20 protein-coding genes and 1 riboswitch are annotated in these 21,334 nt (G+C 48.5%); of the genes, 13 read left to right on the top strand and 7 right to left on the bottom strand.

From position 1 onward, the window contains the following. The first annotated feature begins 49 nt into the window (after positions 1 to 49). The 4 genes from V6668_RS03490 (at position 50) to V6668_RS03505 (ending at position 2,303) form a co-directional block, all read left to right on the top strand. Positions 50 to 313, top strand: coding sequence for a YneF family protein (locus V6668_RS03490; protein WP_017690778.1), 264 nt, complete (start codon positions 50 to 52; stop codon positions 311 to 313). Positions 314 to 370: 57 nt separating this feature from the next. Then, positions 371 to 964 carry a GTP cyclohydrolase I FolE gene (folE, locus tag V6668_RS03495; RefSeq protein ID WP_338707715.1) on the top strand — a complete coding sequence of 198 codons (594 nt, stop codon included), beginning with the start codon at positions 371 to 373 and terminating at the stop codon, positions 962 to 964. Positions 965 to 1,153: 189 nt separating this feature from the next. Beyond that, positions 1,154 to 2,008 carry a lipoate--protein ligase family protein gene (locus tag V6668_RS03500; protein ID WP_338707716.1) on the top strand — a complete coding sequence of 285 codons (855 nt, stop codon included), beginning with the start codon at positions 1,154 to 1,156 and terminating at the stop codon, positions 2,006 to 2,008. Between the two features lie 70 nt (positions 2,009 to 2,078). Next, a complete protein-coding gene (locus tag V6668_RS03505) occupies positions 2,079 to 2,303 on the top strand; it encodes a hypothetical protein (protein ID WP_036614132.1) in 225 nt (74 codons plus the stop codon). A 147-nt stretch (positions 2,304 to 2,450) separates the two neighbouring features. On the opposite strand, the gene V6668_RS03510 is transcribed toward V6668_RS03505, so the two are convergent. Further along, positions 2,451 to 3,731, bottom strand: a complete 1,281-nt coding sequence (locus V6668_RS03510; protein WP_338707717.1) for a Fe-Mn family superoxide dismutase — start codon at positions 3,729 to 3,731, stop codon at positions 2,451 to 2,453. A gap of 156 nt (positions 3,732 to 3,887) precedes the next feature. After that, the gene (locus V6668_RS03515; protein WP_036614129.1) at positions 3,888 to 4,913 is read right to left on the bottom strand and encodes an alpha/beta hydrolase; all 1,026 of its coding nucleotides are present in this window, start codon (positions 4,911 to 4,913) and stop codon (positions 3,888 to 3,890) included. Positions 4,914 to 5,272: 359 nt separating this feature from the next. Between V6668_RS03515 and V6668_RS03520 the strand changes: the two genes are divergently transcribed. Continuing rightward, positions 5,273 to 6,016: an IclR family transcriptional regulator gene (locus V6668_RS03520; RefSeq protein ID WP_017690772.1), complete on the top strand. Its 744-nt coding sequence runs from the start codon at positions 5,273 to 5,275 to the stop codon at positions 6,014 to 6,016. Positions 6,017 to 6,165: 149 nt separating this feature from the next. Then, positions 6,166 to 6,279, top strand: a riboswitch (TPP riboswitch). Between the two features lie 388 nt (positions 6,280 to 6,667). Continuing rightward, positions 6,668 to 8,485, top strand: a complete 1,818-nt coding sequence (gene thiC, locus V6668_RS03525) for a phosphomethylpyrimidine synthase ThiC (RefSeq protein ID WP_338707718.1) — start codon at positions 6,668 to 6,670, stop codon at positions 8,483 to 8,485. 381 nt (positions 8,486 to 8,866) lie between these two features. On the opposite strand, the gene V6668_RS03530 is transcribed toward thiC, so the two are convergent. From V6668_RS03530 to V6668_RS03545, 4 genes are all read right to left on the bottom strand, one after another. Then, positions 8,867 to 9,556 (bottom strand): hypothetical protein, encoded by a 690-nt coding sequence (locus V6668_RS03530; RefSeq protein WP_036614127.1) that lies wholly within the window; start codon positions 9,554 to 9,556, stop codon positions 8,867 to 8,869. Between the two features lie 182 nt (positions 9,557 to 9,738). Further along, complete coding sequence (locus V6668_RS03535) at positions 9,739 to 9,906, bottom strand: hypothetical protein (protein ID WP_155985120.1); 168 nt, start codon at positions 9,904 to 9,906, stop codon at positions 9,739 to 9,741. Positions 9,907 to 10,371: 465 nt separating this feature from the next. Next, positions 10,372 to 11,190: a zinc ribbon domain-containing protein gene (locus V6668_RS03540; RefSeq protein ID WP_036614125.1), complete on the bottom strand. Its 819-nt coding sequence runs from the start codon at positions 11,188 to 11,190 to the stop codon at positions 10,372 to 10,374. A 73-nt stretch (positions 11,191 to 11,263) separates the two neighbouring features. Further along, positions 11,264 to 12,214, bottom strand: a complete 951-nt coding sequence (locus tag V6668_RS03545) for a helix-turn-helix transcriptional regulator (RefSeq protein ID WP_036614123.1) — start codon at positions 12,212 to 12,214, stop codon at positions 11,264 to 11,266. A gap of 84 nt (positions 12,215 to 12,298) precedes the next feature. Between V6668_RS03545 and V6668_RS03550 the strand changes: the two genes are divergently transcribed. From V6668_RS03550 to V6668_RS03570, 5 genes are all read left to right on the top strand, one after another. Continuing rightward, on the top strand, positions 12,299 to 12,994 hold the full coding sequence (locus tag V6668_RS03550; protein ID WP_036614121.1) for a response regulator transcription factor: 696 nt from the start codon (positions 12,299 to 12,301) through the stop codon (positions 12,992 to 12,994). After that, on the top strand, positions 12,987 to 14,075 hold the full coding sequence (locus V6668_RS03555) for a HAMP domain-containing sensor histidine kinase (RefSeq protein WP_036614119.1): 1,089 nt from the start codon (positions 12,987 to 12,989) through the stop codon (positions 14,073 to 14,075). Before V6668_RS03550 ends, V6668_RS03555 begins: the two co-directional genes overlap by 8 nt. 98 nt (positions 14,076 to 14,173) lie before the next feature. Beyond that, the gene (locus V6668_RS03560) at positions 14,174 to 15,037 is read left to right on the top strand and encodes a D-Ala-D-Ala carboxypeptidase VanY (protein WP_036614118.1); all 864 of its coding nucleotides are present in this window, start codon (positions 14,174 to 14,176) and stop codon (positions 15,035 to 15,037) included. Positions 15,038 to 15,065: 28 nt separating this feature from the next. Beyond that, positions 15,066 to 15,626: a VanZ family protein gene (locus V6668_RS03565; RefSeq protein WP_338707719.1), complete on the top strand. Its 561-nt coding sequence runs from the start codon at positions 15,066 to 15,068 to the stop codon at positions 15,624 to 15,626. A gap of 13 nt (positions 15,627 to 15,639) precedes the next feature. Continuing rightward, entirely contained in the window at positions 15,640 to 15,849 is a 210-nt protein-coding gene (locus V6668_RS03570; protein ID WP_338707720.1) for a hypothetical protein, read from the top strand. A 138-nt stretch (positions 15,850 to 15,987) separates the two neighbouring features. On the opposite strand, the gene acnA is transcribed toward V6668_RS03570, so the two are convergent. Continuing rightward, positions 15,988 to 18,702 (bottom strand): aconitate hydratase AcnA, encoded by a 2,715-nt coding sequence (acnA, locus tag V6668_RS03575; protein ID WP_338707721.1) that lies wholly within the window; start codon positions 18,700 to 18,702, stop codon positions 15,988 to 15,990. A gap of 362 nt (positions 18,703 to 19,064) precedes the next feature. On the opposite strand from acnA, the gene V6668_RS03580 reads away from it, so the two are divergent. Next, positions 19,065 to 20,084, top strand: coding sequence for an amidase domain-containing protein (locus V6668_RS03580; RefSeq protein WP_197997991.1), 1,020 nt, complete (start codon positions 19,065 to 19,067; stop codon positions 20,082 to 20,084). A gap of 137 nt (positions 20,085 to 20,221) precedes the next feature. Then, the gene (locus V6668_RS03585; RefSeq protein WP_338707722.1) at positions 20,222 to 21,322 is read left to right on the top strand and encodes a D-alanine--D-alanine ligase; all 1,101 of its coding nucleotides are present in this window, start codon (positions 20,222 to 20,224) and stop codon (positions 21,320 to 21,322) included. Positions 21,323 to 21,334: the final 12 nt, after the last annotated feature.

Here is a 21,334-nt window from a genome sequence, read left to right on the forward strand (position 1 = left end):
TGACACGGATTATCAGGCTTTTTAGAATGCATACAGAGGTGTCTAAGAGATGGATATTGTTATACCGATTATTACATTGATTGTTGGTCTGGTCGGGGGATTTTTCATCGGGGTGTTCTACTTGCGTAAACAACTTGAGAAAATGCAAAGCAATCCGGACATGCTTCAGAAAATGGCGAAGCAAATGGGCTACAACCTGAATGGCAAGCAAATGCAGCGTGCCCAGCAGATGATGAAGAATCAGCAGCCAGGAGCGAAAATGCCTCAGCCGCAACAGCATCCTGCGCGTAAAAGTTCGGGCCGCCGAAAATAATAGCAGTGAAGTGAATAACTGCTTACCTTATTGTGGTTCGAAAGGAGGCGTTTGGCAGTGGCTGGCGTTAAAGATTATTTGAATTCAAAAGTATCCGACAATCGGGAGAAGATCGAGTATCATGTAGAGCAGATCCTGAAATTGATCGGAGAAGATAGTACACGTGAAGGGCTGCTTGAAACGCCTGCACGTGTGACCCGAATGTATGAAGAAATTTTTGGTGGATATGAAGTAGACCCGCGCGATGTGCTCGGTGTCACGTTTGACGAGAATCATGAAGAACTGGTTATCGTCAAGGATATTGTCTACTACAGTCAGTGTGAGCACCATATGGCGCCGTTCTTCGGCAAGGTACACATTGGGTATATACCAAGCGGCAAGATCGTTGGTTTGAGCAAGATGGCTCGTCTGGTCGAAGCGGTAACACGTCGCCTGCAGGTTCAGGAGCGTATTACTTCACAGATCGCTGATATTCTGACAGAGGCCGTTGAGCCTCATGGAGTTATGGTCGTTGTGGAAGGCGAGCACTTGTGCATGTGTTCCCGCGGCGTGAAGAAACCGGGAAGCAAGACGGTAACGTCTGCTGTACGTGGTTCTTTCCGTGAGAATCCGGCACAACGTGCAGAGTTCTTGTCTTTGGTGAAAGATTAAGATCAGGTATGTCCACTCATTGGACAAGCCGGATGAGTAAGTTCCTTTGGTTTTGGAAGCAGCAGTTTCTAAGCCATAGGATGTGATATAAATAAGCCGTGTTCCCTGGGAACCGGCTTATTTATATATGCGTTGTCATTCCTATATACTGGATACACATGAATTCGTTAAGCCGGAGGTAATGGAACGATGAGTGTACCTTCTCATTCAGATCAACCGGTTCAGCCGGAAAAGGGACTACAGGCAGATCAACAGGCTTCATTGCGTCTGCAAATCTGGGAGACACCACTCATGCGACAAGGTAGTAGTGTACTCGAAGCTTTTGCTTGGGAAGAAGTTATGTGCAGGCGGGTTGGGGCAGGGCATCTACCTGTTGCACATATATGGAGACACCCAGATGCCTTTGTAGCGGGTCTGCGTGACCGCAGGTTGCCACAGGCTGTAGAAGCGATGGAACAGATTAGAAGCCAAGGGACAGCGGTCTGTGTTCGGCCTTCCGGTGGAGCGGCAGTACCCTTGAACCCAGGGGTAGTTAATGTGTCGCTGATTCTGCCTAATCCCGGACATGCCATCAATATTCATGATGATTTCCGGGAGATGGCTTCGATTATTGCCGAGTCGCTAACGCCGTGGTCGAATCAGGCGCAGACAGGTGAGGTTCAGGGTGCTTTTTGCCCGGGAGATTATGATGTCAGTGTAGGTGGCCTAAAATTCTGTGGTATTGCCCAGCGCAGGCAGGCAAAGGCGTATATTATTACTGCTTTTATCATCGTGGACGGTCAGGGAGATCAACTGGCAGCGGACGTGCGACAATTCTATCAGCATGCAGCAGGCGGAGCGAGTGAAGGATATCCCGATGTTCAACCTGGCACGATGGCAAGTCTGAACGAATTGGCAGGTGTACCTTCAGCTGCGGCATATACTGGGGCTTTGGTTCGGACACTGCGCGATCGCTATCCGCAGGCGGAGACCAGCAGGGTGCTTAGCGTTGGCTCTGAAGAAGTACGCCTGACAGCTGAGCAGATGAAGCTGCGCTACGATTAACACTTTTTACTAGGGCTTGGAATTGGTTAATAGAGATGATATGATGTGATTTCGGAAGGAGAGTGTTAGGATGGACACATTGAGATATACGTATTTATATGAGGTTGTATCAACAGGCGAAAAATCCGAGTTCAGCCAAATGGCAACAAGCAAGGAAGAGGCTGCTGCACTGATCGTTGCACGTATAGCCGATCTGGAGTTTACAGATGAGTCTGATATCAAGCTGGGCGATCTGATCTCCATTAGCAAACAGGTTGGCGACAACTATGTGGCTTGCGAGGGCTGTGCTTCTTAAGTGAACATTTAGAAATAGGAAGTCTCTCAAAATACAAGCAAGTCTCTTTTTACAGGAGACTTGCTTTTTTGTATACACCAAAAGAGATATCGTTCAGTCATTCGGCTGGAGATATCTCTTTTTTCTCTAATCCATCTAACCCCAATATTAATAAGGCGGCCACAACAACTTGCGTGCTGTTTCGTAACGTTCGGCAACAGCGGGCCAGTAGACCACATTCCACCAATCCTCGATATACTTTTTGCGTTCGTTTTGATGTTTCAGATAGTAAGCGTGTTCCCACACATCCAGTGGCAGGAGCGGTACGATATCGGACTGGGACAGGTTCTGGTGTTTTTCCGCCTGCAAAATCTCCAAACGATGTGCTCTCGGGCTCCAGACAAGCATCGCCCAGCCACTGCCTTCCACCTTGTTCGCAGCTTCCGTGAATTGATTCTTAAACGCTTCATAACTTCCGAAATCTCGCTTGATCTGCTCTGCCAGCATACCGGAAGGTTTGCCGCCGCCAGCAGGGTTCATAATTGTCCAGAATATCGTATGCAGGTAGTGGCCTGCCCCGTTGAAGGCAAGTTCACGTTCCCAATGTTTGATGAGTTCAAAGTTATTCTTTTTTCGCGATTCCGCCAGCTTCTTCTCTGCTACATTTAGTCCGTCCACATAAGATTGATGGTGTTTGTCATGATGGATACGCATCGTCAGCTCATCAATATGTGGCTCCAGCGCATTGTACGCATAGGGGAGAGGCGGCAGTGTGTGTCCTCCAATGGGAACCGGCTTTTCTTTTACAGGAGGTGCTGTAGAGCTGGGTGTGGCTTGTGTTGTTCCGGTAGAAGGCGTTTGAATGGTTGCGGATTGGATCTGAGCTGAAGCCGCAGGTGCATTTATATTTCCCTCTGGAGAAGTTGGAGCTTCTGAAGCTTGGCGATGGACGCTTCCTGACTCTGACGTATGCAACGCATTTTTCAGAAAAAGTGATGGCTCCGAATCCGTTTCACGCAAGATGCCCGGTTGGCCAAGCGTATCCAAAACGCCCAGAAAATACTCCGATTCGCGGATAAAATGCAGAATGAGTACTTTGGCAAGCGGAACAGCTTGCACAGCAGCACTTTGCTCCAGAAGAACATACAGCTGTTTGATGAACTCCCTCGATTGCTTACGAGCTGCCGCCACAAGTTGATCGATACAACGAACGATGTAGGGGGCTGGTGGATGGGTTGCGGGCAATAGCTGTTTTAAAAGCTGATTGGCTACTCGCTCACTGTTTGCAAAGGTAACCTCCCATTCCTCCAGTAGCTTGACGTATGGGGGCTCCAGATCAGGAACCAGGGCACGAATGACGAGTGTATGTTCTTTCTCCTGCTCTTTCCAGAAACGGATTTCCTCCAATGTCCGCAGAGGCAGAAGGTGACCATATTCATACCAGTTCATCTATGTTGAACCTCCTTCAGATGAAATTCATTGCATGCAGACCCTCTGTTCATGCGTCCCAAGAGTATATTCTCCGAGCTTGTTGTCCTATGAGTGAAAAAAAAAGAGCCCCTGAGGGCTCTGGAATCAACGAAAAGTTCGGTGATTGAAATTTGGTTATTCTCCATTATTCGTGTTTTGCACATCGTCACTGCTTGTTTTCGTTACATGACTCAGGAAAGTTGAGACACGGCGCAGATATTCCTTTGGATGCTCCCGGAAGATCAACTCATGATGCGCATCCTGGACAATCCATACATCCGAGTACGGATTGGTCTGGTTGGCGGCGAGTTGCTCCGCAATTGGATAAGGCGCCTTCTCGTCCTCTGTACCATGGATGAAGAAAATCGGGAACGGATAATCTTCCTTTTTCACTTCCTGGTATGGAATCTGTTGTAATCCGGTACCATTCAGAACAGGGAACAACAGTTTCATGATCTCCAGTGTAGGCTGACGTGGCAGATCGATCTGGTTGTGAATGTTGTGGTACAGCGTATCTGGCTCCAGCAGGAACGCACTGTCCAGAATCATTGCATCCACTTCCTTCGTAATCAGTCCGGTTTGTAACGCTGTACCGGCACCCATCGAGAAGCCCCAGACAACCAGTTCCTGCGCACCACGTTGCTTGGCGAACTGGATCGCACCGAGCAGTTGCTGTGACTCAGCTTTGCCACCTGTGGCTACAGCTTTGTTCACCTGTGAGGCGAAGCCATAATCGAACATGACCACGTTAAACCCAAGTTGATGGGCATAATGTGCCAGGTCATACATGGGTACCCATGTTTCTTCACGATTAGCACCATAGCCGTGACTGAAAATAATCGTTTTGCTTGCAGCATTGTCAGCAGGTATATACCATCCCTGCATCGTGCGGCTGCCATCCGCTGCCGGGAACGTGATGTCTTCATACTTCATGTTCTTGGCTTGCATCGGATTGGAGAAGACAGGCGCTACCGTTGGATTGGATAATACCCATGCGATATAACCATGCAGTGCAATAAAACAAAACAGTAGAAAAAATACAACGGAGAGCAGCAACGCTACGATAATATGTTTGAACCGAATCAGCCTCGGTGATAGGGAAGAGGGCAGATCGGACACTTTTGTTTGCAGCGGGGCTTCGCTCTGGGATGATTGATACATGAATGCCCCTCCTTTGAAGTTCAGTTGAAGATAACAACGACATGTAAAGAGAATTGCGTCGATTTCAGAGCCTGCTTCAGAGCGATATCTTAATGTAATATATCATTATCGTATGTTCCAATATAGTCAAAGTCAATTGATTGAGGGCATTTGTTACGCAATTGTTATATAGTTCTTAAGATATATGGGTAACATTACCTTAGTGTGTAAATTACAGGGGATTAAGTCTTATAAAAAGGAAAAATTTTCAGGTTGGCCTATTTTGATTTTGGCTCTTTTTGGTTTACAGATGAGACCGTTTCTCATATAATTTATGTAACCAAGTTTCATGTGATGAAACATGAGGAGGGCATTATGCCATGGAAGATCGCAAGTTAACCGTCCGGGCTGTGGAACGGGCGCTGGATATATTATTATGTTTTACCACACGCAGTGATCTGGGACTCACCGAAATTGCCAGCCAGATCGGCCTGCACAAAAGTACAGTCCACCGTTTGATGGCTACGCTGGAGGATCGAGGGTTCGTGATCCGCGATGCAGCAACAGAGAAGTACCGACTTGGCATCCGAATCTGGGAGCTGTCAGCTCATATGTCCCGCAGTGATGATCCCGCTATTCTGCTGTTGCCTGCGATGGAGCGACTGAGAGATCGATTGGGGGAGACCGTGAGTCTGTACCTGCGTGATGGGAGTGAACGGATTCGTATTCAGGCGGTGCAAAGTGATCAGGCGATCCGCCGAGTTGCTCCCGTTGGTGTTAGACTCCCGCTATCTGTGGGGGCTTCCAGCAAAGTCCTGATGGCGTTTGCCACGGACGAGGATCGTGAAGAACTGATGAACGGGCCGGAATGGCCGGTGTTTATTGATCCCGCGGTGTATTTAGCGCAGATGGGAGATATCCGGGATAACGGATATGCCACAAGTTACGAGGAACGTGAGCCGGGAGCTGCCGCGGTATCTGTACCGATTATGGATCGCAGAGGCAATATTGCAGCTGCCCTCTCGGTCTCAGGACCTGTCAGCCGACTTTCGCAGGAGACATTGCATGAATACGCACCTGTGTTGAAGGATGCTGCTACGCAAATGGGGCTCATGTTATCCTGATGTTGATGTAAGTTTTTTCTCCAATAGAGTTTGATCATTTGGAATATAAAGGTTGTTTTTATGTTCCGGTTGCGCTACTCTGTAATGGACGGCCCAGCGGGGCCAGCTTCATTGAATATGAACGGCGGCTTATGTAAGCTGCAACTAATTAACGTTACTGGGGGAGTCCGAATTGTCCGGACTGAGACGGAATCGCATGAGATTCCGGACCCTTTGCACCTGATCTGGATCATACCAGCGTAGGGAAGTAATCGGCGATATGACCACAAACCACCACATGATGTGACCCTTGTAGGGCTCTGTTAAGGAGCTGCGTAAAGGTGCATTATTGGTGATGGACATAAAAGTCGGTTCCTTCGGGGGCCGGCTTTTTTATATACAGGGAACGGGCGATATAGTGCGGACTCTATGGGCTTCTTTTTCACTAACCTGCAAAAGTGGGCTTGGATGATGAGAGAGAAGTCACCATAGATCCATGATCTGTGGCAGCCTCCGTCTGTTGTTAACTGTACATGAAAAGTGTCTCCCCTGGTCTGGTGTAGGATCGCTCTTTCTTCTCTGCATTGCGCATGATTTGGGACAGGTACGTAAGCGAGCTAATGATCAAACCAACCAAACAAGCGACGAACACTGAGGAGGAGACAAGCGAACATGAGTACAGGAAATCAAACGGGACAACAAGCGACGGAGCAGGGACATAACGATCAGCAGGTGGAAAAAGAAACAGGAGCGGCCGGACGGGTCCAGCCCTTTCCGGGCAGCCGCAAAGTCTACATTCAGGGCTCACGGCCGGACATTGCTGTACCGGAGCGTGAGATAGCCCTTCATGACACGAATACTCCCCAAGGGGTGGAGCATAACGAACCGCTGCGTGTCTACGATACGAGCGGCCCGATGACCGATCCCGAATTTCATGCGGATATCCGCGCAGGTCTGCCATCCCTGCGCACACGTTGGATCACAGAGCGCGGCGATGTTGAAGCTTATCAGGGCCGTACAGTTAAACCGGAGGATAACGGACTGAAACCCGGAGGGAAGAGAGCCGGCGCTGAAGAGTACCCCGGATTACGTGGCAAACCGCTGCGGGCACAGCCAGAACGCTGCGTGACTCAGATGCACTACGCGAGACAGGGAGTCATTACGGCTGAGATGGAATTCGCCGCCATTCGTGAAGGCGTGGAGCCGGAATTTGTGAGACAGGAGCTGGCGAGTGGACGGGCCATTCTGCCATCCAACATCAATCACCCGGAGAGTGAGCCGATGTTGATCGGTCGTCATTTTCACGTGAAGATCAATGCCAACATAGGTAACTCTGCTGTATCTTCTTCCATTGAGGAAGAGGTGGAGAAGATGACCTGGGCGGTACGATGGGGATCGGATACGGTGATGGATCTGTCCACAGGCAAAAACATTCATACCACCCGGGAATGGATTATCCGCAATTCACCTGTGCCGATTGGTACGGTGCCGCTGTATCAGGCGCTGGAGAAGGTGAATGGCGAAGCGGAAGCGCTGACCTGGGAGTTGTACCGTGACACACTCATTGAGCAGGCAGAGCAGGGCGTGGACTACTTTACGATTCATGCAGGTGTACTGCTGCGTTATATCCCCATGACCGCCAAGCGAATGACAGGTATTGTGTCTAGGGGTGGTTCCATTATGGCAGCATGGTGCCTTGCGCATCATCAGGAGAATTTTTTGTACACCCATTTTGAAGAAATCTGCGAGATTATGAAAAGGTATGATGTGGCGTTCTCACTGGGAGATGGACTTCGTCCAGGCAGTATCTACGATGCGAATGACGAAGCTCAGATGGCGGAACTGGCCACGCTTGGGGAACTGACGCAGATCGCATGGAAGCATGATGTGCAGGTGATGATCGAAGGCCCGGGTCATGTGCCGATGCATAAGATCAAGGAGAATGTGGACTTGCAGATGGAGATCTGTAAAGAAGCACCGTTCTACACACTTGGGCCGCTAACGACCGACATTGCGCCAGGATATGATCACATCACATCCGCCATTGGGGCAGCCATGATTGGCTGGTTCGGCACGTCCATGCTCTGTTATGTTACGCCAAAAGAACATTTGGGCCTGCCCAACAAGGATGATGTGCGGGAAGGGGTCATCGCCTACAAGATCGCAGCTCATGCCGCCGATCTGGCGAAAGGCCATCCGCGTGCTCAACGCCGCGATGACGCATTGTCCAAGGCACGTTTTGAGTTCCGCTGGCGGGACCAGTTCAACCTGTCACTGGACCCGGAACGGGCATTATCCTACCATGACGAGACGCTGCCAGCAGAAGGGGCCAAGGAAGCTCATTTCTGCTCCATGTGCGGACCAAAGTTCTGTAGCATGCGCATTACGCAGGACATTCGTGCCTTTGCCGCAGACAAAGGGTTGTCCGAGAATGGGGCTGTAGCTGCCGGGATGCAGGAAAAGGCCGAGGAATATCGGACACGCTCCTAGGCGCCGGTACAGCGCAAGCTGGGCAGTCTGAAATAGAGATAAAGCCGTTTCTCTCTGTCATTGCAGAGAAGAACGGCTTTTTTTAGTTTTATGTCATGTATGTATTCTTAACCATACTCAGCCTTTATCAGAATTAGCTTTGTGATTAAGTGTGGTCCATATCTTATACAGAATTCCTGCGATAACGAATAAAAGAGCATCACTGAGTTTTGGTGCTCCTCCGTATAGAAATGCGGAACAGGAAAAACCTACTATAAACAGTAAAACAATATAGAGGAATCGCATATTAGTTCACCTCGTTAATTTGTGGTGTTACTAAGTAAGTGAGTTCATAGTTGCATAGTTTCAGATAGAACTTGTTACTTCACTCCAAATCAGCAGCTACTGTCGAGCCAAGCCCAAATCCTTCTCCAAATACGTTGCAAGCAATGCCAGCGGGCTATGGATCTGAATACCACGATTCGTTGTAACTTGTGCAGCAGCGGGAGCCATAGACAGCTGGGCTGCCACTACCGTTTTACCCGGATGCTGCTCAGCAATCTGCTGTAAGCCTTCACGTACCGCTTCGAGATACCCTTGCTGATCTCCACGCATAATCAACTCAAATGTCCCAGGGATGCACACCGCTTCCGTCTGAGATGTCTTGGCAACGTGTAGTTGCCCATTCTCATCCTCTTGCTGTAATACCCGATTCAACCGTGCCATCGTTCCTTCAACGGTTGCCGGATTGGTGAATGCTATTATGTAATCTCCTGGTACTCGCCGCATCTCCTGCAATAACGGATCATCTATGCCGATCACAGGCACAGGGACCTGTATGGCTTCCTGCTCCAATGCTGTCGCAAACAGGGTACACGTGACCAGAATGGCATCGGCATGACACTCAGCGATCCATTGGAGCGTCTGGGCTACCTTCTCGTGAATGACGACCGCGGAAAAGTCAGCGTCATGTTTAAGACGGTCCAGACCTGGATCGACGTAATGGACCAATTCAACTTCATAAGGAGCAAGCGTCTCTTCAATTAAGGCGATGTTAGAATAATGAGCGTGAAAACAACCAATGGTGATCATGTGCTAAGTCCCCTTTTACAGTTCGTATATGTCATGGATCTTTTAGATATTTAAACCATTATAGAAACATGCCTGAGAACTGTACAGTCGTTTATTGCTCAACGCCAATAACCGCCCTTCCGCCAAGCTGCGGAAAGACGGTTGATAACCTGACTCGACTAGGGTCGGTCCGGTGTCCATTTTTATCTAAGGGAAGGAGAAGTATTTTTCTTCGCCATTTTTTGTTGCAGAATTTCATGAAAGGATAGACCTTGAGTGTTCTCATTCTCCTTTTTAGGAGCAGTGGTCGCCGTGTTGCGCGGATATTGGTGATGGTACGGGATCATTTGCTGAATAGGCATGCGGATCATCTTGGTTCCTCCTTTGATGCGTTTTTTTGGATTATGTATTTCGACTGGTTACCATGCCAGGTGCGCATATAGGTACATGTGACTTGTTAGACGAAATAAAAGAGTTTAAAGCGTAATTCCAATTGGATTGTAGTGATTTTACCCGGTTTTAAGGAGATGTAAACGTTTTTAGGGAAATTCAGGAGTAAAGGACCTGATTTGAAAGGTTTGATATGGGAGGATCGAATCGGTTGTTATGTGAATAGTCCCAATTTTAAGGAAGTCAATGGTACCCGCTTATGAGGCATATTATCTGGTTAAATGATGCAAAGCATGCTAACTAACTTGGTACCATGGTCGGGTTGTTTAGGGGGTAATGTAGTTCCGGATATAACAAAAAACTGCCGAGCGAACCCGGCAGCTTGCGTGATATGAAGAAGGATGCGATGAAACTTTGATTCTGTCTGAGGTGGTATCGTGTTGGCTTTATCTACTTTGGCGAACAGCGATGTATATATCCACTTGTACACTTTCGGGATTCAGGCTGCGTTCATCATACAATTCAAAATCCCCGGTGAACGTACGATCGCTTTGTTTGTCCCATGCCCACACGGCTCCCCAGGCTTCGCCAACAACCTCTGCCATGGGTCCTTTTCTGGAAGTGAATACGGCGTAAGTTGCAGGAGGGAGTAAAATGTCGTCCAATCCTTCAGGCAATGATTCGTTCGGACTGACCTCATGCCCTACCAGTATGGTGTATTCTCCGGTTATCCCATCGGTGTAATCCGTGTAACAACCATAGCGAGCACTTTCAGGTGCAGGGAGGTGCTCTGAGGCAAAATAATTGTTCCAGAGTCCCTGAATACAACCTTTGCCACTGATTTCAATGGCGTTGGTTGTGCGGGCGGATACGCCGGCAATACGTTTTCCAGGGAGAGTGACATAACGAACGGGCTGGGCAGAGAACGAATGATCTGTTGTTACCTGATCAGGATTAGCGGAAACAGTAGGGTTTTCGGCCAGAGATTCTGCATGTTGATCCGTTGTATTTGTGCGCCAACGTTTCAAAAAAGGAAGCTGGTTACGCAGCATCGAACGAGCGGATTCCTCATCCATGCCTTCGTCCTTCAGAATGGCAGTGCACATCTCCGTCATGCCTTCTAGTGACATACCGGGCTGCTCAAACTTGCCCTCTTTGTAACAATAAATACAGTACTCACGGGTTGTGCTTCCATCTGCTTCCGTTCCGAATTGGGCAGGGGTTGTGAGCGGCATGCCGCAGCTTTGACATACAGTGACGTTCATGATTAATTCCTCCTCATATATGTACAGATTGAATATATCTGAAGTATACGGGTAGGAACTGGACAGCTGTCTGTCAGGTTTGAGTCGGAGGTATATAATTTTGTACAATTTGCTCCGCGATACGGCAGATTTCATCCCGAATATGCTGAGGTTCCAATACTTCAACGTCCGCGCCGAAGCCCAGAATGAATCCATATAACCAGCCATCCTCGGGAAAAGCAACCTGGCTGATATAATACCCAGTCCCATCAGGCATGACGTTCTCGATCCCAAACCATTCTTCCGCAATATGACGGACGCGAGCATGGAATTTCAAGGTTAACCTAGCTTGATTGTCCGGACGGCTCCATTCCTGTTGCCAGGGTCTGTCCTGTGGGTTGATGACTTTACGCTCGAAGTGCTCATTAGCAAGTGTGACATCTTGCATGCGCACAAGCTTGAACATGCGAAATTGATTCCGCTCGTGACAAAAAGCATACAGATACCAGGAATGCTTCTTGAGTACGATGGTATGAGGGTCGGCAGTTCGGTGAGTATGGATACCTTCCGCACTGCAGTAGGTAAAGGTTACGGGACGTAATTGATCCATACCCTGTTCGATAAGTTCAAGCTTGATTTTCAGCGCTTCGGGATGCGTCCAGGTTGAATAATCCACGATGAATCGATTGGTATTAGCCTGAAAATCGTCATTTTTGGATTCAGGGACGATACTGCTGAGTTTTTCGACCAGAAGCTCACGCGCCGCATTAGCATGGGAAGTGGATACACTGCGTAGTGCAGTGACGATGGAAGCGAGGTCCTTGTCTGTTAATACGTTTCGATCCAGACGGTAACCCTCTGCTAGACCAATCCCGCCGCTTGCCCCCTGATACGTCACTACAGGGATACCTGCTTGACCCAATGTATCAATGTCCCGATAGATGGTCCGGATCGATACTTCGAACATATCTGCCAAGTCTTTGGCTTGTACCCGTCCACGATTGATTAGCAGCACCACGATGGCTAATAAACGCTCCAGTTTCATATGTATGGATTCCTTTCATTGGTTTATCTGTTGGATTCAAATATGTTATATTGTTGAGCATCACACATAGGAGTGGAATAAGCAATGAAGCGAATTACGATTCTGATCGCAGACGATGAAGTTGAGATCGCTGATCTGGTTGCTTTACATTTACAAAAAGAAGGATATCACACCATCAAGGCCTTTGATGGGAAGGCGGCGGTTCAAGCTGTTCAGACCCAAGCGATAGATTTGGCGATTCTGGACATTATGATGCCTGGCATGGACGGGTATGAGGTGACCCGTAAAATTCGGGAACAGCATCATTTACCGATCATTTTCCTAAGTGCCAAAACGTCAGATATGGACAAAATTACGGGACTTGTGATGGGCGCGGACGATTATATGACCAAACCGTTCAATCCGATGGAGCTTGTTGCCCGGGTTAACTCCCAGTTGCGTCGTTCTCTGCAATTCAGCCAGTCTGCACCTGTTCAGAGGTCCATTCTGGAGAAGGGTGGGCTCATTATCACGCCAGATCAACATCGCGTTACACTCTACGGCAAACCAGTGGAACTAACACCGAAGGAGTTTGACATTTTGTATCTGCTCGCGAGCCACCCCAAGCAGGTGTTCAGTGCAGAAAACATTTTTGAACAGGTCTGGGGAGAAGCCTATTACGAGAGTGGGAATACCGTGATGGTCCACATTCGGACCCTGCGCAAAAAGCTGGGGGAAGATGTGAACAAGAACAAGTTTATCAAAACCATCTGGGGTGTGGGGTACACGTTTAATGACTAAACGAAGAAGTTTTCGTACAACCATGATTATGTTGCTAGGGTTAAGCATGCTTGCCTCTGGTGCAATTACCTATGGGATTTATAAGCTTATGCAAGCCTATTATTCGGGTGTCCGTGCAGAAGATCAGCTCGCTGAATATCGTCATTTTATGAGAAGTATCGGGGATATCTATTTCTTCCTGATCTTATTTATCCCACTTGCCATTCTATTTTTCTTCTGGTTTACCAAACCCTACGCGACGTATTTCAAGGACATTTCTACAGGGATCAGGCATTTGGCCAACGGTGACTTTCAGCATCGTGTGCAGATCTCCTCGAAGGACGAGTTAGGTACGATTGCGGAGGATGTGAATTTGGCAAGTGAGAAGCTAAGGGAAGCGGTAGAACGAGGGGATTTTGCTGAAAATAGTAAGGACCAGCTTGTTGTCAATCTGGCGCATGACCTGCGAACACCGCTGACGTCTGTGCTTGGATATTTGGATCTGCTCATGAAGGATGATCAGTTAACGGAGGAGCAGGTACGGCACTTTACGTCGATTGCATTCACCAAATCACAGCGCCTGGAGAAGCTGATTGATGATTTGTTCGAAATTACCCGTATGAATTATGGCATGTTGCCTATAAACAAGACACAGCTGGATCTTAGCGAACTGCTGAAGCAGATGAACGAAGAACTCTATCCTGTATTTGAAAAGAACCAACTAGTCGCCCGACTAAAAATAGACACTGACCTTACGGTCTCCGGTGATGGCGAGCTGCTGGCTCGTGTGTTCGAGAATCTGCTAATTAACGCTGCACGGCATGGCAAGGATGGCATGTACGTAGATATTAATGGATATCGGGATGCAGAACAGGTCATCATTCAGGTGATTAACTATGGTGGACATATTCGTCCGGAGGAATTGCCACATATCTTCGATATGTATTACACCGGAGATCGTGCCAGGACCCCTCAGGAGGGTGGGACAGGCCTCGGCCTGTTTATCGCTCGCAATATTGTGGAGCAGCATGACGGTACAATCTCGGCCCAGAGCGACGTGGTACGGACGTTATTCGAAGTTCGTTTACCCGTCTTCCAATAAGATTGACGTCAAATTTAAGAAAAACTTTAAAATTGCCCTGCTTTTTCTTTAACTTGTGTTGTCTATCCTTGATGTATGAGGTAAAAGGAGGAACAAGCATGAAAAAGTGGGGCTTTTTGATAAGTATTATTTTGATCGGATATATTGTTACGCAATCACCGGGATGGATTCAGCAGAAGGATGAGTTGCCCATCGAGATTCAGAATACGCGTGAAAATCCCGCAGGTTATACCGTATCCGTCACCGGAAACATTCAGGATCAGGTACATAAGGGCAACTTGTTACTAATTGATAAGCAATACCCCGTTTACCCGGAAGGAGTTAAATCCGATATTGTATATGTGGCACATGAGGATGATCTGCTTCGTGGATATGGGATACTGGATCAGAAAATCATGTTATCACGACAGGTGGCGCAGGAGTTTCAGAGGATGGTTGAAGCAGCAGGCGAAGAGGGAGTCCGATATTTTCTCGTCAGCAGTGGGTACAGGGACTTTGAAAAGCAGGACGAGTTATATCGGGAAAAGGGTTCAGATTATGCGCTTCCTGCGGGACACAGTGAGCACAATCTTGGTTTATCACTGGATATCGGCTCGAGCTTGGCTGCGATGAATGAAGCACCAGAGGGTGCCTGGCTGGAAAAGAATGCATGGAAATACGGATTTATTTTACGTTACCCAAAGGATAAAGTGCGCATCACCGGTATTCAGTATGAACCATGGCACTTTCGATATGTAGGGCTGCCGCACAGCGCTGTCATGTATAAGAATAATCTGGTGCTGGAAGAGTATCTCGATATGCTTAAAGAGAAAGAGAACATTACTGTGGAAGTAGAGGAAGAGCAGTATCATATCCGCTATTATCGGGCCACCCGAGATACAACTGTTTACATACCTGAGCAAGGCCAAACTGAAATATCGGGTGATAACATGGATGGCGTCATCGTCACCGTAAAGAAATAACAGGGCAACACAAAGGAGGCGAAACAACATGAAGCACAACAACCAGAAGAAAAGCAAACATTACATCCTTTGGATTGCCGTTTTCATTATCTATGTATATCTACTTACGAAGCTGATCCTGTTTAAAGGAAGCCCGGTCGATTTTGGCATCGTGAAGGATCGACTGATGGCGTTCTTGCAACAACCGGATCTGGTCCATAACCGAACCGTCAACCTGACACCATTTCAGGAAATATCACGAGACTGGAACAGTCTGTCGTTACATCGTCCTGGCACCGCAATCCATCTGGTAGGCAATATACTGGCCTTTATCCCTCTGGGCATCTTCATCCCTGTGTTGACGGGCAACAAGTTATTCTCTGGAGTAAAGGTAATCTTGCTGTCTCTGCTGCTCAGTCTGGGCTATGAAGTGACACAGTTAGTGACTGGTATGGGCATATTTGATGTGGATGATTTGATGCTTAATACACTCGGCGGCTTGATTGGATATATTGTTTTCACTATGGCTATGGGTCTGAAAAAGGTGTTGGTGGGAGGAGAATCCCGCGTGACGACGAAAAAGTTAAATTCTAAGGAAAGTCACGTGTAAGGAGGGGAAGAACTTGATTATAATGGCTGTACTGTTCATTAGCGCAGGGCTAATGTTTATCGTGTATCCACACAAGGTAACGGATGCTTCGGAAAAACAGATTACGGAGCGAGTGATCATGTCTAGATGGGTTGGAGGCTCGTTAATTGCTCTGTCGTGTCTGTTTCTGATCATGGGTACGATTCAACTGTTAGATCAAGCCTCACATCACATTGGGCATTAGAAGGAAGTTAGGCTGAGGAATGATTTTTAAATATATCCCGAGTATAAAAAACAAAGCCAAAAAGCTCCCCGCCACGTGCTGATTGCACGTAATGGGGAGCTTTTTTGTATAACTTCATCACATTAATGATTTATATCATTAAGCTTTTTTCATCATTTGACGCAATACAGTTTGCAGGATACCGCCGTTATGGTAGTAATCCACGTCAACCATGCTGTCCAGACGAGCGATAACAGGGAAGTCGAACTGTGTACCGTCTTCACGAGTTACGGTTACTTTCAACTCTTGTCCTGGTTTCACATCATTGCTGAGGCCAGTAATGTCATACGTTTCACGTCCGTTCAGACCAAGGCTGGACCAGCCGTGACCTTCCTGGAATTGCAATGGCATTACGCCCATGCCGACCAGGTTACTGCGGTGAATCCGCTCGAAGCTTTCTGCGATAACGGCTTTGACGCCGAGCAAGAATGTTCCTTTTGCTGCCCAGTCACGGGAGCTTCCTGTACCATACTCTTTACCTGCGATAACGATCAGGTTCTGTCCTTCATCCTGATACTTCATGGAAGCATCGTAGATGGACATTTCCTCGTCCGTTGGCAGGTACTTCGTGATACCGCCTTCTGTACCAGGAGCTACCTGGTTACGAATACGAATGTTGGCAAACGTACCACGCATCATGACTTCATGGTTACCACGGCGTGAACCGTAGGAGTTGAAGTCTTTGCGCTCTACGCCATGTTCTTTCAGGTACAGTCCAGCCGGGCTGGATGGTGCAATATTACCTGCTGGCGAGATGTGATCCGTTGTTACGGAATCCGCAAGCAATGCCATGACACGTGCAGAACGGATATCTGCGATATCGTTCAACTTGTCGCCAAGCTCTTGGAAGAACGGAGGATTCTGAATGTACGTGGAGTTCGGATCCCACTCGTACAATTCACCTTCCGGTACAGAAATTGAATTCCAACGCTCATTGGCTGTAAATACATTCTCGTACTTGTTGCGGAACATCTGAGCGTTCAGGGAACTTGCGATGGTATCCTTGATTTCCTCGGAAGTAGGCCAGAGGTCTTTCAGGAATACAGGCTCATTGTTCGTATCATAACCGATTGGATCGGTTTCAAAGTCAATATTCACTGTACCCGCAAGTGCATATGCCACAACGAGTGGTGGTGATGCCAGGTAGTTGGCTTTAACCTGTGCATGCACACGGCCTTCGAAGTTACGGTTACCGGACAATACAGCCGCTACGGTCATATCGTTCTCAGCAATAGCTTCGCTCACTTCGTCCGGCAGTGGGCCGGAGTTACCGATGCATGTTGCACAACCGTAGCCGGCAACGTTGAATCCGAGTTTGTCGAGATACGTGATCAGGCCTGCTTTTTCCAGGTACTCGGTAACCACAAGGGAACCTGGTGTCAGACTGCTTTTCACATATCCTGGTTTGGTCAGGCCGCGTTCAACTGCTTTTTTCGCCAGTAGTCCCGCTCCAACCATAACACTTGGATTCGAAGTGTTCGTACAACTTGTGATCGCCGCGATCACAACAGCGCCTGCCTTCAGTTCACTGTTGGAACCGTCCGAATGCTTCACAGGTACGGATTGTTCGATTTTCTCATCGCTCAGACCGTAGCCGCCTTTATCTACAGGTGTGCGAATGATGCTGTTGAAGCTTTCTTTCATTTGTGTCAGCTCGATGCGATCCTGTGGACGTTTTGGTCCTGCAAGACTTGGTACAACAGAGCCGAGATCCAGTTCAATCACATCTGTGAATTCAGGATCAACGGTGCTTGAAGTACGGAACATGCCTTGAGCTTTGTAATAAGCTTCAACCAATTCTACCTGTTCGTCAGGACGGCCAGTGTTACGCAGATAGTTCAATGTTTCACTATCAACAGGGAAGAAACCGATCGTTGCTCCATATTCTGGTGCCATGTTGGCTACTGTTGCACGGTCAGCCAGACCGATGTTGGCAAGACCTGGGCCGTAGAACTCAACGAATTTACCAACAACGCCTTTTTTACGAAGCAATTGGGTAACGGTTAGTGCCAGATCCGTTGCTGTTGCGCCTTCGCTCAGGCTGCCTGTCAGTTTGAAACCGATAACGTCTGGTGTTACAAAATAAAGCGGTTGGCCCAGCATACCTGCTTCAGCCTCAATACCACCAACACCCCAACCAACAACACCAAGTCCGTTGATCATGGTGGTGTGGGAGTCTGTACCTACGAGGGAATCCGGGAATACAACGGTCTCGCCGTCCACGGTTTTTGTTGCTGCCACGGAAGCCAGATACTCCAGGTTAACCTGGTGAACGATCCCTGTGGATGGTGGAACTGCACGGAAGTTGTTGAATGCCGTTTGCGCCCAACGCAAGAAGCGGTAACGCTCTTCATTACGCTCAAACTCAACTTTGATATTGTAATCAAGTGCATCGTTGGTACCAAAAGCATCAACCATAACGGAGTGGTCGATAACGAGATCGACGGGTACGAGCGGGTTGATCTGTTTTGGATCGCCGCCTGCTTTTTTCACGGTATCACGCATTGCAGCGAGGTCAACGACAACCGGTACACCGGTGAAATCCTGCAGAACGATACGTGCAGGGATGAATGGAATTTCCTTGTTATTGTCACGGCCATCTGCCCAGCCGGTCAGTTGTTTTACGTGTTCTTCGGTGATGGCACGTCCGTCGAATTGACGAATTGCTGCTTCAAGCAACACTTTAATGGAGAAAGGGAGCCTGGAAAGATCGCCGTGGCCGTTTTCCTGAAGAGCATCGAGACTGTAGTAGCGGTAAGACTTGCCTCCAACCTCAAGACTGCGAGCGGCGGAGAAATGATTCTTTGCTGACATACATGTACCTCCTTGGGATGTGTCGGTGAGATGAAGAAAACGTTCATTTAGGTGAAGAACAGGCCTTCATCGTTCCGTGTTCTTGTTCGTTAGTTTCATCAGATGAAACGTAATTTCATAATCATAACTTTAGTTTTAAGTATACCGTTTTCACCTCCGTACGTAAAGGTCTTTTTGCCTGATCAAGCAAGCTTTTGGACCGATGAAGGCGTTTTCGTGAAGCGAGCAGGAATAAGATATCTCGTGTACCTGTATTTGCTGAATTACGGATCTCCTTCCTGAGCCGTGTACATACAACCGAAGACCCTTTCATATGAATAGTAGGAGTTTATATACGCAATGAAATATTCCAGACAGAACTCATGCCAAAGGGGGACATAGGCTTGGAACGGGAATGGAAGAGTGCCTTATATACTTACGTGAACCAGTACAATCGCTGTGAGATCGACTACCGTCCACAGACCAGCGAACGGATCGTTACCGATCCTGACTTCGTGGTGGAACGGGGAGAGCGTATGGCAAGGCTGGACGAATGGTATCGTAAGCGGCGCGCCGTGCCTCTTCGCAGCGAGACCAGCGCCAAGCTTGTGCGCACGCTTATGGATGGCCAGGAAGAAGCGGTGGTGGATGTACAATTGTACAGCAGACTGTTCTACGAGAAGAGCGGGATCACCCACCGGGAGGACCGGATTGAGCGGGAGCGGTTAACCTTTCTTCGGCAGAGTGGTGGATGGATCATTGGACGGGTCGAGCGAGAAGTGCCGGAGCGTCGCCCTGCTGGGGAAGGACGTCCGTTTCAACAAGCTGATTTTGTACAGGCGATGAATCGGCCGTTGCTGAATCGGGAAGTGTTGGGTCAAGGAAGAAGCTCACGGCAACAGTCATATCGCAGAGATCTGGCGGTTGCCTATGCAGACCGGTGGTGGAATGCGGGGAATCCGGCATTTGAGGAATTTGATGTGGATTGTACCAATTACGTGTCCCAATGTCTCTTTGCAGGGGGCGCACCCATCCACTATACTGGTAGAAGAGAAGCCGGCTGGTGGTATAAAGGGTATGTGAACGGCTCCGAAATGTGGAGTTACAGTTGGGCAGTTTCCAACAGTCTGGAGCGTTATTTGTCAGGCAGCAGCTGGGGTCTGACCGCGACAGAAGTGGAGCGTCCTGAGCAGCTGATGCTCGGCGATGTTATTCTCTACGATTGGGATGGAGATGGACGATTTCAGCACAGCACCGTTGTGACCGCGTTTGATGCAGGCGGTATGCCGCTTGTTAACGCACATACGGTTAGCAGCCGTCACCGCTTTTGGGATTACCGGGATTCTTACGCTTGGACGGAGCGGACGGTATACCGGCTTTTTCATATTGCAGATGAGTTTTGATGATGAAAGATTTTCGGGATGCGGTGACGCAGACATCCAGTTCCGTGTAAAATAAGACCAGATAATGCAAGCAGAATAACAAGGGTGCTGAGCATGCAAGCATGACAGCATCAGGCACAGATAATCGGAGGGTACACATGAGTATGGATAAATTAAAAGTAGGCGTCGTGTACGGCGGAAAATCAGGCGAGCATGAGGTGTCGCTGCAAACGGCGTTTGCTGTAACAAACGCATTTGATTATGAAAAGTATGAACTGGTTCCTTTTTATATCTCCAAGCAGGGGACGTGGAAAAAAGGACCTGTCATGCATGCGCCGTTCGCGCAGATTGAAGACTTGAAGCTGGAGCAATCGGCAGGCGGAACGCAGGATGCGCTGAACGCACTGTTTGGCCGTTTGTATGGCGGAGCAGAAGCGCTGGACGTGATGTTCCCTCTGCTGCATGGTACGTTTGGAGAGGATGGCACCATTCAGGGCATGTTTGAGATGGCGGATATGCCATATGTAGGTGCAGGTGTACTGGCTTCGGCTGGCGGCATGGACAAAGTGGTCATGAAAAAGCTGTTTGCACAGGCTGGCATTGACCAATGTGCCTTTACGTATTTTAACGCGACACAATGGAAGCAGACAGAGCACGAAATGATCGTACAGGTCGAAGATCAGCTCGGGTATCCTTGTTTTATCAAACCGGCAAATCTGGGCTCCAGTGTAGGCATCTCCAAAGCACGTAACCGCGATGAGCTGAAAACAGCTGTCGAGTTCGCACTTCGGTATGATACTAAGGTTGTCATTGAGGAGTTCGTTGAAGCACGCGAGGTTGAAGTCAGCGTCCTCGGCAATGACGAGCCCATGGCTTCCGTTCCAGGTGAGATCGTATCCTCCGGTGAGTATTATGACTATGCAGCCAAGTATATTGATGGTCAATCACAGATGCTGATTCCAGCTCCACTGGACCCAGAGGCCGCAGATCGCATTCGCGAGGCAGCTTTGCAGGCGTTCCGTGCGATTGAAGGTAACGGTATTTCACGTGCGGATTTCTTCATTCGGAAAAAAGACGGCGCTTTGCTTATTAATGAAGTCAACACCATGCCTGGTTTCACACCATACAGCATGTATCCACTTCTTTGGCGTGAGACAGGTGTATCGTATGCCGAACTGCTGGATCGCATGATTGAGCTGGCACTGGAGCGTTACAACCGCAAGCAGGCACTGAATTACGAGAACGGCGTACAGGCGTAGCCTGCGACCACA

The organism is Paenibacillus amylolyticus, assembly GCF_036894225.1.
Lineage (GTDB): Bacteria > Bacillota > Bacilli > Paenibacillales > Paenibacillaceae > Paenibacillus > Paenibacillus amylolyticus.